This window comes from Paenibacillus sp. 2KB_22, assembly GCF_052115745.1.
In the GTDB taxonomy this organism is placed as follows: domain Bacteria; phylum Bacillota; class Bacilli; order Paenibacillales; family Paenibacillaceae; genus Paenibacillus.
On the sequence record NZ_JBFRHG010000010.1, the window covers coordinates 51,724 to 65,793 of the forward strand.

Annotated in this window: 12 protein-coding genes and 1 riboswitch; of the genes, 7 read left to right on the plus strand and 5 right to left on the minus strand. The window is 48.3% G+C overall.

Going from position 1 to position 14,070, the window contains the following annotated elements; genetic code table 11:
* Positions 1-216: 216 nt before the first annotated feature.
* Both AB4111_RS29325 and thiC read left to right on the plus strand, forming a co-directional pair.
* The gene (locus AB4111_RS29325) at positions 217-960 is read left to right on the plus strand and encodes an IclR family transcriptional regulator (RefSeq protein WP_076216717.1); all 744 of its coding nucleotides are present in this window, start codon (positions 217-219) and stop codon (positions 958-960) included.
* Between the two features lie 147 nt (positions 961-1,107).
* Positions 1,108-1,221, plus strand: a riboswitch (TPP riboswitch).
* Between the two features lie 420 nt (positions 1,222-1,641).
* Positions 1,642-3,426, plus strand: a complete 1,785-nt coding sequence (gene thiC, locus AB4111_RS29330) for a phosphomethylpyrimidine synthase ThiC (protein WP_442034856.1) — start codon at positions 1,642-1,644, stop codon at positions 3,424-3,426.
* Between the two features lie 529 nt (positions 3,427-3,955).
* Here the strand turns inward: thiC and AB4111_RS29335 are convergent.
* From AB4111_RS29335 to AB4111_RS29350, 4 genes are all read right to left on the minus strand, one after another.
* A complete protein-coding gene (locus AB4111_RS29335; RefSeq protein ID WP_442034790.1) occupies positions 3,956-4,645 on the minus strand; it encodes an aspartate/glutamate racemase family protein in 690 nt (229 codons plus the stop codon).
* Between the two features lie 176 nt (positions 4,646-4,821).
* Complete coding sequence (locus AB4111_RS29340) at positions 4,822-4,989, minus strand: hypothetical protein (RefSeq protein ID WP_253429884.1); 168 nt, start codon at positions 4,987-4,989, stop codon at positions 4,822-4,824.
* Between the two features lie 454 nt (positions 4,990-5,443).
* Positions 5,444-6,262, minus strand: a complete 819-nt coding sequence (locus AB4111_RS29345) for a zinc ribbon domain-containing protein (RefSeq protein WP_442034793.1) — start codon at positions 6,260-6,262, stop codon at positions 5,444-5,446.
* Between the two features lie 81 nt (positions 6,263-6,343).
* The gene (locus tag AB4111_RS29350; RefSeq protein WP_442034795.1) at positions 6,344-7,294 is read right to left on the minus strand and encodes a helix-turn-helix transcriptional regulator; all 951 of its coding nucleotides are present in this window, start codon (positions 7,292-7,294) and stop codon (positions 6,344-6,346) included.
* A 308-nt stretch (positions 7,295-7,602) separates the two neighbouring features.
* Between AB4111_RS29350 and AB4111_RS29355 the strand changes: the two genes are divergently transcribed.
* From AB4111_RS29355 to AB4111_RS29375, 5 genes are all read left to right on the plus strand, one after another.
* Positions 7,603-8,301: a response regulator transcription factor gene (locus tag AB4111_RS29355; RefSeq protein ID WP_442034797.1), complete on the plus strand. Its 699-nt coding sequence runs from the start codon at positions 7,603-7,605 to the stop codon at positions 8,299-8,301.
* Positions 8,294-9,382, plus strand: coding sequence for a HAMP domain-containing sensor histidine kinase (locus AB4111_RS29360; RefSeq protein WP_339239425.1), 1,089 nt, complete (start codon positions 8,294-8,296; stop codon positions 9,380-9,382). Before AB4111_RS29355 ends, AB4111_RS29360 begins: the two co-directional genes overlap by 8 nt.
* A gap of 99 nt (positions 9,383-9,481) precedes the next feature.
* Complete coding sequence (locus AB4111_RS29365; protein WP_442034799.1) at positions 9,482-10,345, plus strand: M15 family metallopeptidase; 864 nt, start codon at positions 9,482-9,484, stop codon at positions 10,343-10,345.
* A gap of 28 nt (positions 10,346-10,373) precedes the next feature.
* The gene (locus AB4111_RS29370; RefSeq protein WP_339239427.1) at positions 10,374-10,931 is read left to right on the plus strand and encodes a VanZ family protein; all 558 of its coding nucleotides are present in this window, start codon (positions 10,374-10,376) and stop codon (positions 10,929-10,931) included.
* Positions 10,932-10,943: 12 nt separating this feature from the next.
* Positions 10,944-11,153, plus strand: a complete 210-nt coding sequence (locus AB4111_RS29375; RefSeq protein ID WP_442034802.1) for a hypothetical protein — start codon at positions 10,944-10,946, stop codon at positions 11,151-11,153.
* Positions 11,154-11,292: 139 nt separating this feature from the next.
* On the opposite strand, the gene acnA is transcribed toward AB4111_RS29375, so the two are convergent.
* Positions 11,293-14,007, minus strand: a complete 2,715-nt coding sequence (gene acnA / locus AB4111_RS29380) for an aconitate hydratase AcnA (RefSeq protein WP_253429909.1) — start codon at positions 14,005-14,007, stop codon at positions 11,293-11,295.
* Positions 14,008-14,070: the final 63 nt, after the last annotated feature.

The window sequence follows — 14,070 nt, forward strand, 5'->3', positions numbered from 1 at the left end:
AGGGCATTTGTTACGCAATTGTTATATAGTTCTTAAGATATATGGGTAACATTACCTTAGTGTGTAAATTACAGGGGATTAAGTCTTATAAAAAGGAAAAATTTACACGTTGGCCTATTTCAATTTTGGCTCTTTTTGGTTTACAGATGAGACCGTTTCTCATATAATTTATGTAACCAAGTTTCATGTGATGAAACATGAGGAGGGCATTATGCCATGGAAGATCGTAAGTTAACCGTCCGGGCTGTGGAACGGGCGCTGGATATATTATTATGTTTTACCACACGCAGTGATCTGGGGCTCACCGAGATTGCCAGCCAGATCGGCCTGCACAAAAGTACAGTGCACCGTTTGATGGCTACACTGGAGGATCGAGGGTTCGTAATCCGCGATGCAGCAACAGAGAAGTATCGACTTGGCATCCGAATCTGGGAGCTGTCGGCTCATATGTCTCGCAGTGATGATCCCGCTATTCTGCTGCTGCCTGCGATGGAGCGACTGAGAGATCGATTGGGGGAGACGGTAAGTCTGTACTTGCGTGATGGGAGTGAAAGGATACGGATTCAAGCTGTGCAAAGTGATCAGGCGATTCGCCGAGTCGCTCCCGTTGGTGTTAGACTTCCGCTGTCTGTGGGCGCTTCCAGCAAAGTCTTGATGGCGTTTGCCACGGATGAGGATCGTGAGGAACTGATGAACGGGCCGGAATGGCCGGTGTTTATTGATCCGGCGGTGTATTTGGCGCAAATGGGAGATATCCGGGATAACGGATATGCGACGAGTTATGAGGAGCGTGAGCCGGGAGCTGCCGCGGTATCTGTACCTATTATGGATCGTAGAGGCAATATTGCGGCTGCCCTCTCGGTCTCAGGGCCTGTTAGTCGACTCTCGCAGGAGACATTGCATGAATACGCACCGGTGCTAAAGGAAGCTGCTACGCAGATGGGGCTCATGCTATCCTGATGTTGATGTAAGGTTTTTCTCCAATTGAGTTGGTGTTCTGGAATATAAAGGTTGTTTTTATGTTCCGGTTGCGCTACTCTGTAATGGACGGCCCAGCGGGGCCAGCTTTATTGAATATGAACGGCGGCTTATGTATGCCGCAACTTTTAACGTTACTGGGGGAGTCCGAATTGTCCGGACTGAGACGGAATCGCATGAGATTCCGGACCCTTAGCACCTGATCTGGATCATACCAGCGTAGGGAAGTAATCGGCGATATGACCACAACCACCACATGTGTGACTCTTGCAGAACTCCGTTATGGAGCTGCAACCAGGAGCATTATTGGTGATGGACATTAAAGTCGGTTCCTTAGGGGACTGGCTTTTTTTATATACAGTGAACGGGCGAGATAATACACATTCCATGGACTGCTTTTTCAATAACCTGCGAAAGTGGGCTTGGATGAAGAGAGATGCTATCACAGGTTCATGATCTGTGGTACCCTCCGTTCTGTCGTTAACTGTACATGAATAATGTCTCCGCTGGTCTGGTAAAGGATCGCTCTTTCTTCTCTGCGCTCTGCATGATTTGGGATAGGTGTGTAAGCGAGCAATGATGCTACCAACCAAACCAAGCGAACGAACACGGAGGAGGAGACGAGTAAACATGAGTATTGGAAATCAAACGGGACAACAAGCGATGGAACAGGAACATAACGGTCAGCAGGTGGAAAAAGAAACAGGAGCGGCCGGACGGGTTCAGCCCTTTCCGGGCAGCCGCAAAGTCTACATTCAGGGCTCACGGTCGGACATTGCTGTACCGGAACGTGAGATAGCCCTTCATGACACGAATACTCCCCAAGGGGTGGAGCATAACGAACCGCTGCGTGTCTACGATACGAGCGGCCCCATGACCGATCCCGCATTTCATGCGGATATCCGTGCAGGTCTGCCAGCCCTGCGCACCCGTTGGATCACAGAGCGCGGCGATGTTGAAGCTTATCAGGGCCGTACGGTTAAACCGGAGGATAACGGACTAAAACCCGACGGAAAGAGAGCCAGCACCGAAGAGTACCCTGGATTACGTGGCAAACCACTGCGGGCACAGCCAGGACGCTGTGTGACCCAGATGCATTACGCGAGGCAGGGAGTCATTACATCAGAGATGGAGTTCGCCGCCATTCGTGAGGGCGTGGAACCGGAATTTGTACGGCAGGAGCTGGCGAGTGGACGGGCGATTCTGCCATCCAACATCAATCATCCAGAGAGTGAGCCAATGTTGATCGGTCGTCATTTTCACGTGAAGATCAATGCCAACATTGGTAATTCTGCCGTATCCTCTTCCATCGAGGAAGAGGTCGAGAAGATGACTTGGGCGGTACGCTGGGGATCGGATACCGTGATGGATCTGTCCACAGGTAAAAACATTCATACTACCCGGGAATGGATCATCCGCAATTCACCTGTGCCGATTGGCACGGTGCCGCTGTATCAGGCGCTGGAGAAGGTGAATGGCGAGGCTGAAGCGCTGACCTGGGAATTATACCGTGACACGCTCATTGAGCAGGCAGAGCAGGGCGTGGACTACTTTACGATTCATGCAGGCGTGCTGCTGCGTTATATCCCAATGACCGCCAAGCGCATGACAGGCATTGTGTCCCGGGGCGGTTCCATTATGGCAGCATGGTGCCTGGCACATCATCAGGAGAATTTTTTGTACACTCATTTTGAAGAAATCTGCGAGATTATGAAAAGGTATGATGTGGCGTTCTCGCTGGGAGATGGACTACGTCCAGGCAGTATCTACGATGCCAATGACGAAGCACAGATGGCGGAACTGGCTACGCTCGGGGAACTGACGCAGATCGCGTGGAAGCATGATGTGCAGGTAATGATCGAAGGCCCGGGTCATGTACCGATGCACAAGATCAAAGAGAATGTGGACCTACAGATGGAGATATGCCAAGAGGCACCGTTCTACACACTTGGGCCGCTAACGACCGATATTGCCCCGGGATACGATCATATTACGTCCGCCATTGGTGCGGCTATGATTGGCTGGTTTGGCACGTCCATGCTCTGTTACGTCACGCCAAAAGAACATCTGGGCCTGCCCAACAAGGATGATGTACGGGAAGGGGTTATTGCCTACAAGATTGCAGCTCATGCTGCCGATCTGGCGAAAGGTCATCCGCGTGCTCAGCGCCGGGATGATGCATTGTCCAAGGCGCGCTTCGAGTTCCGCTGGAGAGACCAGTTCAACCTGTCACTGGACCCGGAACGGGCTTTATCCTACCATGATGAGACGCTGCCGGCAGAAGGAGCCAAAGAAGCTCATTTCTGCTCGATGTGCGGACCAAAGTTCTGCAGCATGCGCATTACGCAGGACATTCGTGCCTTTGCGGCAGATAAAGGATTGTCCGAGAATGAGGCTGTAGCAGCGGGCATGCAGGAAAAGGCTGAGGAATATCGGACACGGTCCTAGGCGCTGGTTCAGCTTAACCTTGGCAGTCTGACATCGTTTGAAGGGGAGAATACTGCTATCATGTCGTATTTTTCTCTTATTGATCAGCTTCATAATACTTTTTATCAGTATTATGGTTGATTGTCTAGCAGATGTTTAATAAAATGAATGTAAGTAAACACCAATAAGAGTAGCCAGGCCAATGGCTACTCCTGCACAGCATTTGCGGTGGGTATTCCTCCGAGTGCAGCAAGTTCAGATGAAGTGACCCGTCAGGCCGTCAACCTGTGGCGGGTCACTTCTTTTTACGATCGATGTATGTCAGGAGCGCAATAATTAACATCGCGAACACGATTACGTCGTTAAAAGAGAAGTTCATAGGATCACCTCCCACTGGAGGCAAGCCTATTTCCCACCACAAATTGGCTGTACAAAGTGATTATACCATTTGAAATGCTCTTGTTCGAGAGCATTTTTATTTTGCAAAGGAGCCTACATACTGGTTTTCACATGTTTTTAGTGATTGTAATATGTCACTCCAAATCAGCTACTACTGTCGAGCCACGCCCAAATTCCTCTCCAAATACGCCGCAAGCAATGCCAGCGGACTATGGATCGCAATGCCCGTGTCTGCTGTAACCTGAGCAGCTGCGGGAGCCATAGACAGTTGGGCTGCCACTACCGCTTTACCCGGATACTGCTCAGCAATCTGCTGTAATCCCTCACGTACCGCTTCGAGATACCCTTGCTGATCTCCACGCATAATCAACTCAAACGTCCCAGGGATACACACAGCTTCCGTCTGAGATGCCTTGGCAACGTGTGGCTGCCCATTCTCATCCGCTTGCTGTAACGCCTGATTCACCCGTGCCATCGTTCCTTCAATGGTTGCCGGGTTGGTGAACACGATGATGTAATCTCCCGGTACTCGCCGCATCTCCTGCAATAGCGGATCATCTATGCCGATCACAGGCACAGGAACCTGTGTGGATTCCTGCTCCAGTACTGTCGCAAACAGGGTACACGTGACCAGAATGGCATCGGCATGACACTCGGCGATCCATCGGAGCGTCTGGGCTACTTTCTCGTGGATGAAGACATCGGAAAAGTCAGCGTCATGTTTAAGACGATCCAGACCTGGATCGACGTAATGGACCAATTCAACTTCATAAGCAGCAAGCGTCTCTTCAATTAAAGCGATGTTGGAATAATGAGCGTGAAAACAACCGATGGTGATCATGTGCTAAATCCCCTTTTCCAGTTCGTATGTGTCATGGATCTCATAGATATTTAAACCATTATAGAAACATGTCTGAGAACTGTACAGTTGTTCGCTGCTCAACGCCAATAACCGCCCTCCCGCCAAGCTGCGGAAAGACGGTTCATAACCGGACTGGCAATCGTCCGGCTTTCATTTTATCTAAGGGAAGGAGAAGCATTTTTCTTCGCCATTTTTTGCTGTAAAATTTCATGAAAGGATAGACCTTGAGTGTTCTCATTCTCCTTTTTAGGAGCAGTGGTCGCCGTGTTGCGCGGATATTGGTGATGGTACGGGATCATTTGCTGAATAGGCATTTGGATCATCTTGGTTCCTCCTTTGAAACATTTTTTTGAATTATGTATTTCGACTGGTTACCATGCCAGGTGCGCATATAGGTACATGTGACTTGTTAGACGAAATAGAAGAGTTTAAGGCGTAATTCCAATTGGATTGTAGTGATTTTACCCCGTATTCGGGAGATGTAAACGGTTTTAGGGAAATTCAGGAGTAAAGGACCTGATTTGAAAGGTTTTGTGTGGGAGGATAGCAATGGTTGTTATGTGAATAGTCCCAATTTTAAGGAAGTCAATGGTACCCGCTTATGAGGCATATTGTCTGGTTGAATAGGTAGGTTACATGCTAACTAACTTGGTACTATAGACGGTTGTATCATGGGATGAACATCAAAAAAACTGCCGATCGAACTCGGCAGCTTGCATGATATACAGAAGGATGCGATGAAACTTTAATCCTGTCTGAGGTGGTATAGTCTTGGCTTTATCTACTTTGACGAACAGCGATGTATATGTCCACTTGTACACTTTCGGGATTCAGGCTGCGTTCATCATACAATTCAAAATCCCCGGTGAACGTACGATCACTTTGTTTGTCCCATGCCCACACGGCTCCCCATGCTTCGCCAACTACCTCTGCCATTGGCCCTTTTCTGGAAGTGAATACGGCGTAAGTTGCAGGCGGGAGCAGAGTGTCGTCCAATCCTTCAGGTAATGATTCCTCTGAACTGACCTCATGCCCTACCAGTATGGTGTACTCTCCGGTTATGCCATCGGTGTAATCTGTGTAACAGCCATAGCGGGCAGCTTCGGGTGCAGGGAGGTGCTCTGAGGCAAAATAATTGTTCCAGAGTCCCTGAATACAGCCTTTGCCACTAATCTCAATGGCATTGGTTGTGCGGGCGGATATGCCGGCCAGACGTTTGCCTGGGAGTGTGACATAACGAACGGGCTGGGCAGATAACGATTGAGTTGTTGTAACCTGACCCGGTATAGCAGAAGTGGCAGAGTTTTCAGCTGGAGATACTTCGTGTTGATCCGTTGTATTCGTGCGCCAACGTTTCAAAAAAGGAAGCTGATTACGCAGCATCGAACGAGCGGATTCCTCATCCATGCCCTCGTCCTTCAGAATGGCGGTGCACATCTCCGTCATGCCTTCGATTGAAATACCGGGCTGCGCGAACTTCCCATCCTTGTAACAATAGATACAGTACTCACGGGTTGTGCCTCCATCTGCCTCCGTTCCGAATTGGGCAGGGGTGGTGAGTGGCATGCCGCAGCTTTGACATACAGTAACGTTCATCTTTTATTCCTCCTTGGGTATATATGCAACTTCAACCTGAACATATTTGAAGTATACGGGGAGGAACTGGACAGCTGTCTGTCAGGTTTGAGCGGAGGTTTTATAATTTTGAACAATTTGTTCGGCTATACGGCACACATTATCCCGAATATGCAAGGGTTCCAACACCTCAACATCCGCCCCAAAGCCCAAGATGAAGCCGTACAGCCAGTTATCTTCTGGAAAAGCGACCTGGCTGATATAATAGCCGTTCCCGTCAGGCAATACATTTTCAATACCGAACCATTCCTCCGCAAGATGATGGATACGGGCATGGAATCTCAGGGTAATCCCAATCTGGTTGTCTGGCCGGCTCCATTCCTGCTGCCACGGCCGGTCTTGAAGGTTGATGGATTTTCGTTCAAAGTGCTCTGTAGCAAGAGAGACGTCTTTCATACGAACCAGCTTGAACATGCGGAATTCATTTCGTTCATGGCAAAAAGCATACAGATACCACGCGTGCCTCTTCAGTACAAGCGTGTGGGGTTCAACCGTACGATAGGTCTGTGCGCCTTCGGCGCTGCAATAGGCGAAATAAATGCATTGAAGCTGATCGATTCCCTGATCAATAACTTTTAATTTCTGTTGCAGCGCTTCAGGGTGCGTCCACGTTGAATGATCCACGATGAATCGGTGCGTGCTGGCTTGAAAATCTTCATTTTTGGCTTCCGGAACGATACTACTTAGCTTCTCCACCAGCAGTTCACGTGCAGCATTTGTATGTGAGGTGGATATACTGCGCAGGGCGGTGACGATGGAAACAAGATCCTTGTCGGTTAACAGATTGCGATCCAGACGATACCCTTCCGCCAGACCGATGCCTCCGCTTGCTCCCTGATAGGTCACGACGGGAATCCCGGCTTGTCCCAATGTGTCGATATCCCGATAGATCGTCCGGATGGAAACTTCAAACATATCGGCCAGGTCTTTTGCCTGTAATCGCCCCCGGTTGATAAGCAGTACAACGATGGCTAACAAACGCTCCAGTTTCATAGCTACCTCTTCCTTTTTTTATTTGTGTTTATATAAATGGGCTATTTCTTTTACACTTTAACGGAGAGGGCAGAAAAAACCTGAAAAAGCGAAGCGTTCGCCTTTATCACCGGATTTTCCCCTTTGAAAGAGGGAATCAAAAAATCTGGGGATAACAGCGATTGGAAGGTTATTCTGTCATCGGAGTGAACTGTGTAAAACTTTTGTCCAACTTATATAACATTGCTTTCAATTGTTTATCTTGTACTTATCTGTTAGATTCATAGGTGTTATATTGCTCAGCATCCCATATAGGAGTGAAATAAGCAATGAAGCGAATTACGATTCTGATTGCGGACGATGAAGTAGAGATCGCGGATCTGGTGGCTTTACATTTACAAAAAGAAGGCTATCATACCGTCAAGGCATCTGACGGACAGTCGGCACTACAGGCGATTCAGACACATGCCATTGATTTGGCCGTACTGGACATTATGATGCCGGGTATGGACGGGTACGAGGTGACTCGTAAAATACGGGAGCAGCATCATTTTCCGATCATTTTCCTGAGTGCCAAAACCTCGGACATGGATAAAATTACGGGGCTGGTAATGGGTGCCGATGATTATATGACCAAACCGTTTAACCCGATGGAGCTTGTAGCACGCGTGAATTCTCAATTGCGGCGTTCATTGCAATTTAGCCAGTCCACAGCGGCGGTTCAGCGCTCGATTCTGGAAAAGGGCGGACTTGTCATTGTACCGGAGCAGCATAGCGTGACGCTTTACGGTAAACCGCTGGAGTTAACACCGAAGGAATTTGATATTTTAGTGTTGCTCGCGGGCAATCCGAAACAGGTCTTTAGCGCAGAAAGCATTTTTGAAAAGGTATGGGGAGAGGCTTATTTCGAAAGTGGCAATACCGTTATGGTACATATTCGGACGCTGCGCAAGAAGCTCGGAGAAGATGTGGACAAGAACAAGTTTATTAAAACCATCTGGGGCGTGGGGTACACGTTCAATGACTAAACGCAGAAGCTTTCGCACAACGATGATTATGCTGGTCGGTCTGAGCATGCTGTCTTCTGGCGCCGTAACATTTATCGTGTACAGGCTGTTGCAGATGTATTATGCAGGGGTCAGGAGAGAAGATCCGCTGGCGGAATATCGTAATATCATGAGAAGTATTGGCGATCTATATGTCTTTATGCTGCTCTTCATCCCGCTTGCAATTTTGTTTTTCTACTTGTTTACAAGACCCTATGTCACGTATTTCAAAGAGATTTCCGCAGGCATTAATCACTTGGCGAATGGAGACTTTCAGCATCGTGTACAGATTTCTTCGAAGGATGAGTTAGGTACGATTGCGGAGGATGTGAATCTGGCAAGTGAGAAGCTAAGGGAAGCGGTGGAACGAGGTGACTTTGCCGAGAACAGCAAAGACCAGCTCATCGTAAACCTTGCGCATGACCTGCGAACGCCTCTGACCTCTGTGCTTGGATATTTGGACCTGCTCATGAAGGATGATCAACTGACAGAGGAGCAAGTAAGACACTTTACATCGATTGCATTCACCAAATCACAGCGTCTGGAGAAGCTGATTGATGATTTGTTCGAAATTACCCGTATGAATTATGGCATGTTGCCTATAAACAAAACACGGCTGGATCTTAGCGAACTGCTGAAGCAGATGAACGAAGAGCTCTATCCTGTATTTGAAAAGAATCATCTGATTACCCGTTTGAAAATAGACACTGAACTTACCATCTCCGGTGATGGTGAGCTGCTGGCTCGTGTGTTCGAGAATCTGCTGATTAACGCTGCACGGCACGGCAAGGATGGCATGTACGTGGATATTAACGGATATCGTGATGCAGACCGGATCATTATTCAGGTGATTAACTATGGGGGACATATTCGTCCGGAGGAATTGCCGCATATCTTCGATATGTATTACACAGGAGATCGTGCCCGAACCCCTCAAGAGGGTGGGACAGGCCTTGGCCTATTTATTGCCCGCAATATTGTAGAGCAGCATGACGGTACGATTTCGGCCCAGAGCGATGTGGTACGGACGCAATTCGAAGTTCGTTTGCCGGTATTCCAATAAGGTTCAACGTATAATTTAAGAAAAACTTTAAAATTGCCCTGCTTTTTCTTTAACTTGTTTTGTCTATCCTTGATGTATGAGGTAAAAGGAGGAACAAGCATGAAAAAGTGGGGCTTTTTAATATGTATCGTTTTGGTTGGATATATTGTTACACAATCACCGGGATGGCTTCAGCAGAAGAATGAGCTGCCCATCGAGATTCAGAATACGCGTGAAAATCCCGCAGGTTATACGGTATCCGTCACAGGAAATATTCAGGATCAGGTACATAAGGGCAATTTGTTACTGGTTAATAAGCAATACCCCGTTCACGAGGAGGGGGTTAGATCCGATATTGTATATGTGGCGGATGAGGATGATCTGCTTCGTGGATATGGAATAATGGATCGGAAAATCATGTTATCCCGACTGGTGGCGCAGGAGTTTCAGAAGATGGTTGAGGCAGCAGGGGAAGAGGGAGTTCGATATTTTCTCATGAGCAGTGGGTACAGGGACTTTGAGAAGCAGGACGAGCTATATCAGGAAATGGGTTCAGACTATGCACTTCCTGCAGGTCACAGTGAGCATAATCTTGGCTTATCCCTGGATGTCGGTTCAAGTCTGGCTGCCATGAATGAAGCACCGGAGGGTGACTGGCTGGAGAAAAATGCATGGAAATACGGATTTATCTTGCGTTACCCGAAAGATAAAGTAAGCATCACGGGTATTCAATATGAACCATGGCACTTTCGGTATGTGGGGTTGCCCCACAGTGCGATCATGCATAAGAACAATCTGGTACTGGAGGAGTACCTTGATATGTTGAAGGAGAAGGAGAACATCTCTGTTGAAGTAGAGGATGAGACGTATCATATCCGCTATTATCGGGCCACTGGAGATACGACTGTTTACATACCTGAGCACGGCGAAACTGAAATATCGGGTGACAACATGGACGGCGTCATTGTCACCGTAAAGAAATAACAGGGCAACACAAGGGAGGCCAAACAACATGAAACACAACAACCAGAAGAAAAGCAAACATTACATCCTTTGGACTGCCGTGTTCATTATCTATTTATATCTGCTGACGAAGCTGATCCTGTTCAAAGGAAGTGCTGTCGACTTTGGCATCGTGAAGGTTCGACTGATGGCATTCTTGCAACAACCGGATCTGATTCATACGCGAACCGTCAACCTGACGCCATTTCAGGAAATTTCACGAGACTGGAACAGCTTGTCATCACATCGTCCAGGTACAGCAATCCATCTGGTAGGGAATGTTCTGGCTTTTATCCCACTGGGTATCTTCATTCCTGTTCTGACGGGCAACAAATTATTCTCTGGAATAAAGGTATTCCTGCTGTCCCTGCTGCTCAGTCTGGGGTATGAGGTGACACAGTTAGTGACTGGCATGGGCATATTTGATGTGGATGACCTGATGCTTAACACGCTCGGCGGCTTGATTGGATATATCATTTTCACCATGGCCATTGGCCTGAAAAGGGTGTTGGTGGGAGGAGAATCCCGCGAGACGACGAAGTTAACCTCTAAGGAGAGTCACGTGTAAGGAGGGATTACGTTGATTGTCATCGCGATACTGTTCATTAGCGTAGGGCTAATGTTTCTCGTGTATCCACACAAGGTAACGGATGCTTCGGAAAAACAGATTACGGAGCGATTGATCATGTCTAGATGGGTCGGAGGCTCGTTAATTGCTCTGTCGTGTCTGTTTCTGATCATGGGCACGATTCAACTGTTCGATCAAGCCTCACATCACATTGGACATTAGCAGGTGATTGGATTGAAAATTGATTTTAAATATATCCCGATTGTGAAAAGCAAAGCAAAAAAAGCTCCCCATCATCGTGCTGAGTGCACGTAATGGGGAGCTTTTCTGTCTCACTTTATCACATTAATGATTCATGTAATTACGCTTTTTTCATCATTTGACGCAATACGGTTTGCAGGATTCCACCGTTATGGTAGTAATCCACGTCAACCATGCTGTCCAGACGAGCGATAACAGGGAATTCGAACTGTGTACCGTCTTCACGAGTTACGGTAACTTTCAACTCTTGTCCTGGCTTCACATCATTGCTGAGGCCAGTAATGTCATACGTTTCGCGTCCGTTCAGACCAAGGCTGGACCAGCCGTGACCCTCTTGGAATTGCAATGGCATTACGCCCATGCCGACCAGGTTACTACGGTGAATCCGCTCGAAGCTTTCGGCGATAACGGCTTTGACGCCGAGCAGGAATGTTCCTTTTGCCGCCCAGTCACGGGAGCTTCCTGTACCATACTCTTTACCTGCGATGACGATCAGGTTCTGTCCTTCATCCTGATACTTCATGGAAGCATCGTAGATGGACATTTCTTCGTCTGTCGGCAGGTATTTCGTGATACCACCCTCGGTGCCTGGAGCCACCTGGTTACGGATACGAATATTAGCGAACGTACCACGCATCATTACTTCATGGTTACCACGACGTGAACCGTAGGAGTTGAAGTCCTTGCGCTCTACGCCATGTTCTTTCAAGTACAGTCCAGCCGGGCTGGATACTGCAATATTACCAGCTGGCGAGATATGGTCCGTTGTTACGGAATCCGCAAGCAATGCCATAACGCGTGCAGAACGGATATCTGCGATATCGTTCAACTTGTCGCCAAGTTCTTGGAAGAACGGAGGATTCTGAATGTACGTGGAATTTGGATCCCACTCGTACAACTCACCTTCCGGTACAGAGATTGCATTCCAACGCTCATTGGCTGTAAATACGTTCTCGTACTTGTTGCGGAACATCTGAGCGTTCAGGGAACTTGCAATGGTATCCTTGATTTCCTCGGAGCTAGGCCAGAGGTCTTTCAGGAATACAGGCTCATTGTTCGTATCATAACCGATTGGATCGGTTTCAAAGTCAATATTCACAGTACCTGCAAGTGCATATGCCACAACGAGTGGTGGAGATGCCAGGTAGTTGGCTTTAACCTGTGCGTGCACACGGCCTTCAAAGTTACGGTTACCGGACAATACAGCCGCAACGGTCATATCATTCTCAGCAATCGCTTCGCTCACTTCGTCTGGCAGTGGGCCGGAGTTACCGATGCAAGTCGCACAGCCATAGCCGGCAACGTTGAATCCGAGTTGGTCTAGATATGGAATCAGGCCTGCTTTTTCCAGATACTCGGTAACAACAAGGGAACCTGGAGTCAGACTGCTTTTCACATATCCTGGCTTGGTCAGGCCGCGTTCAACTGCTTTTTTCGCCAGCAGTCCCGCTCCAACCATAACACTTGGATTCGAAGTGTTCGTACAACTTGTGATCGCAGCGATCACAACAGCGCCTGCTTTCAGTTCACTGGAGGAACCGTTAGGGTGCTTCACAGGTACCGCTTGCTCAATTTTCTCATCGCTCAGCCCGTAACCACCTTTATCTACAGGTGTACGGATGATGCTATTGAAGCTTTCTTTCATTTGTGTCAGCTCGATGCGATCCTGTGGACGTTTTGGTCCTGCAAGACTTGGTACAACAGAGCCGAGATCCAGTTCAATCACATCTGTGAATTCAGGGTCAACGGTGCTGGAAGTACGGAACATGCCTTGAGCTTTGTAGTAAGCTTCAACCAACTCTACTTGCTCGTCAGGACGGCCAGTGCTGCGCAGATAGTTCAACGTTTCACTATCGACAGGGAAGAAACCGATCGTTGCGCCGTACTCTGGTGCCATGTTGGCTACTGTTGCACGGTCAGCCAGACCGATGTTGGCAAGACCAGGTCCGTAGAACTCTACGAATTTACCAACAACGCCTTTTTTACGAAGCAATTGGGTAACTGTCAGTGCCAGATCCGTTGCTGTTGCGCCTTCACTCAGGCTGCCTGTCAGTTTGAAACCGATAACGTCCGGTGTTACAAAGTAAAGCGGTTGGCCCAGCATACCTGCTTCGGCCTCGATTCCACCAACACCCCAACCAACAACGCCAAGTCCGTTGATCATGGTGGTGTGGGAGTCAGTACCTACGAGGGAATCCGGGAATACAACGGTCTCGCCGTCAACAGTTTTCGTTGCTGCCACGGAAGCCAGATACTCCAGGTTAACCTGGTGAACGATCCCTGTGGATGGTGGAACTGCACGGAAGTTGTTGAATGCCGTCTGCGCCCAACGCAAGAAGCGGTAACGCTCTTCATTACGCTCGAACTCAACTTTGATATTGTAATCAAGTGCATCGTTGGTACCGAAAGCATCAACCATAACAGAGTGGTCGATAACGAGATCGACGGGAACGAGCGGGTTGATCTGTTTCGGGTCGCCGCCTGCTTTTTTTACGGTATCACGCATTGCAGCGAGGTCAACGACAACCGGTACACCGGTGAAATCCTGCAGTACGATACGCGCAGGAATGAATGGGATTTCCTTGTTATTATCACGGCCATCTGCCCAGCCGGTCAGTTGTTTTACATGTTCTTCGGTAATGGCACGTCCGTCGAATTGACGAATTGCTGCTTCAAGCAACACTTTAATGGAGAAAGGAAGCCTGGAAAGATCGCCGTGGCCGTTTTCCTGAAGAGCATCGAGACTGTAGTAGCGGTAAGACTTGCCTCCCACCTCAAGACTGCGAGCGGCGGAGAAATGATTCTTTGCTGACATACATGTACCTCCTTGGGATGTGTCGGTGAGATGAAGAAAACGTTCATTTAGGTGAAGAACAGG

Coding starts and splice junctions, on each gene's coding strand:
- AB4111_RS29365 (WP_442034799.1), top strand. CDS start 9,482: ATGAAAAAGTGGGGCTTTTTAATATGTATCGTTTTGGTTGGATATATT.
- AB4111_RS29325 (WP_076216717.1), top strand. CDS start 217: ATGGAAGATCGTAAGTTAACCGTCCGGGCTGTGGAACGGGCGCTGGAT.
- thiC (WP_442034856.1), top strand. CDS start 1,642: ATGGAACAGGAACATAACGGTCAGCAGGTGGAAAAAGAAACAGGAGCG.
- AB4111_RS29370 (WP_339239427.1), top strand. CDS start 10,374: ATGAAACACAACAACCAGAAGAAAAGCAAACATTACATCCTTTGGACT.
- AB4111_RS29345 (WP_442034793.1), bottom strand. CDS start 6,262: ATGAACGTTACTGTATGTCAAAGCTGCGGCATGCCACTCACCACCCCT.
- acnA (WP_253429909.1), bottom strand. CDS start 14,007: ATGTCAGCAAAGAATCATTTCTCCGCCGCTCGCAGTCTTGAGGTGGGA.
- AB4111_RS29335 (WP_442034790.1), bottom strand. CDS start 4,645: ATGATCACCATCGGTTGTTTTCACGCTCATTATTCCAACATCGCTTTA.
- AB4111_RS29350 (WP_442034795.1), bottom strand. CDS start 7,294: ATGAAACTGGAGCGTTTGTTAGCCATCGTTGTACTGCTTATCAACCGG.
- AB4111_RS29355 (WP_442034797.1), top strand. CDS start 7,603: ATGAAGCGAATTACGATTCTGATTGCGGACGATGAAGTAGAGATCGCG.
- AB4111_RS29360 (WP_339239425.1), top strand. CDS start 8,294: ATGACTAAACGCAGAAGCTTTCGCACAACGATGATTATGCTGGTCGGT.
- AB4111_RS29340 (WP_253429884.1), bottom strand. CDS start 4,989: ATGATCCAAATGCCTATTCAGCAAATGATCCCGTACCATCACCAATAT.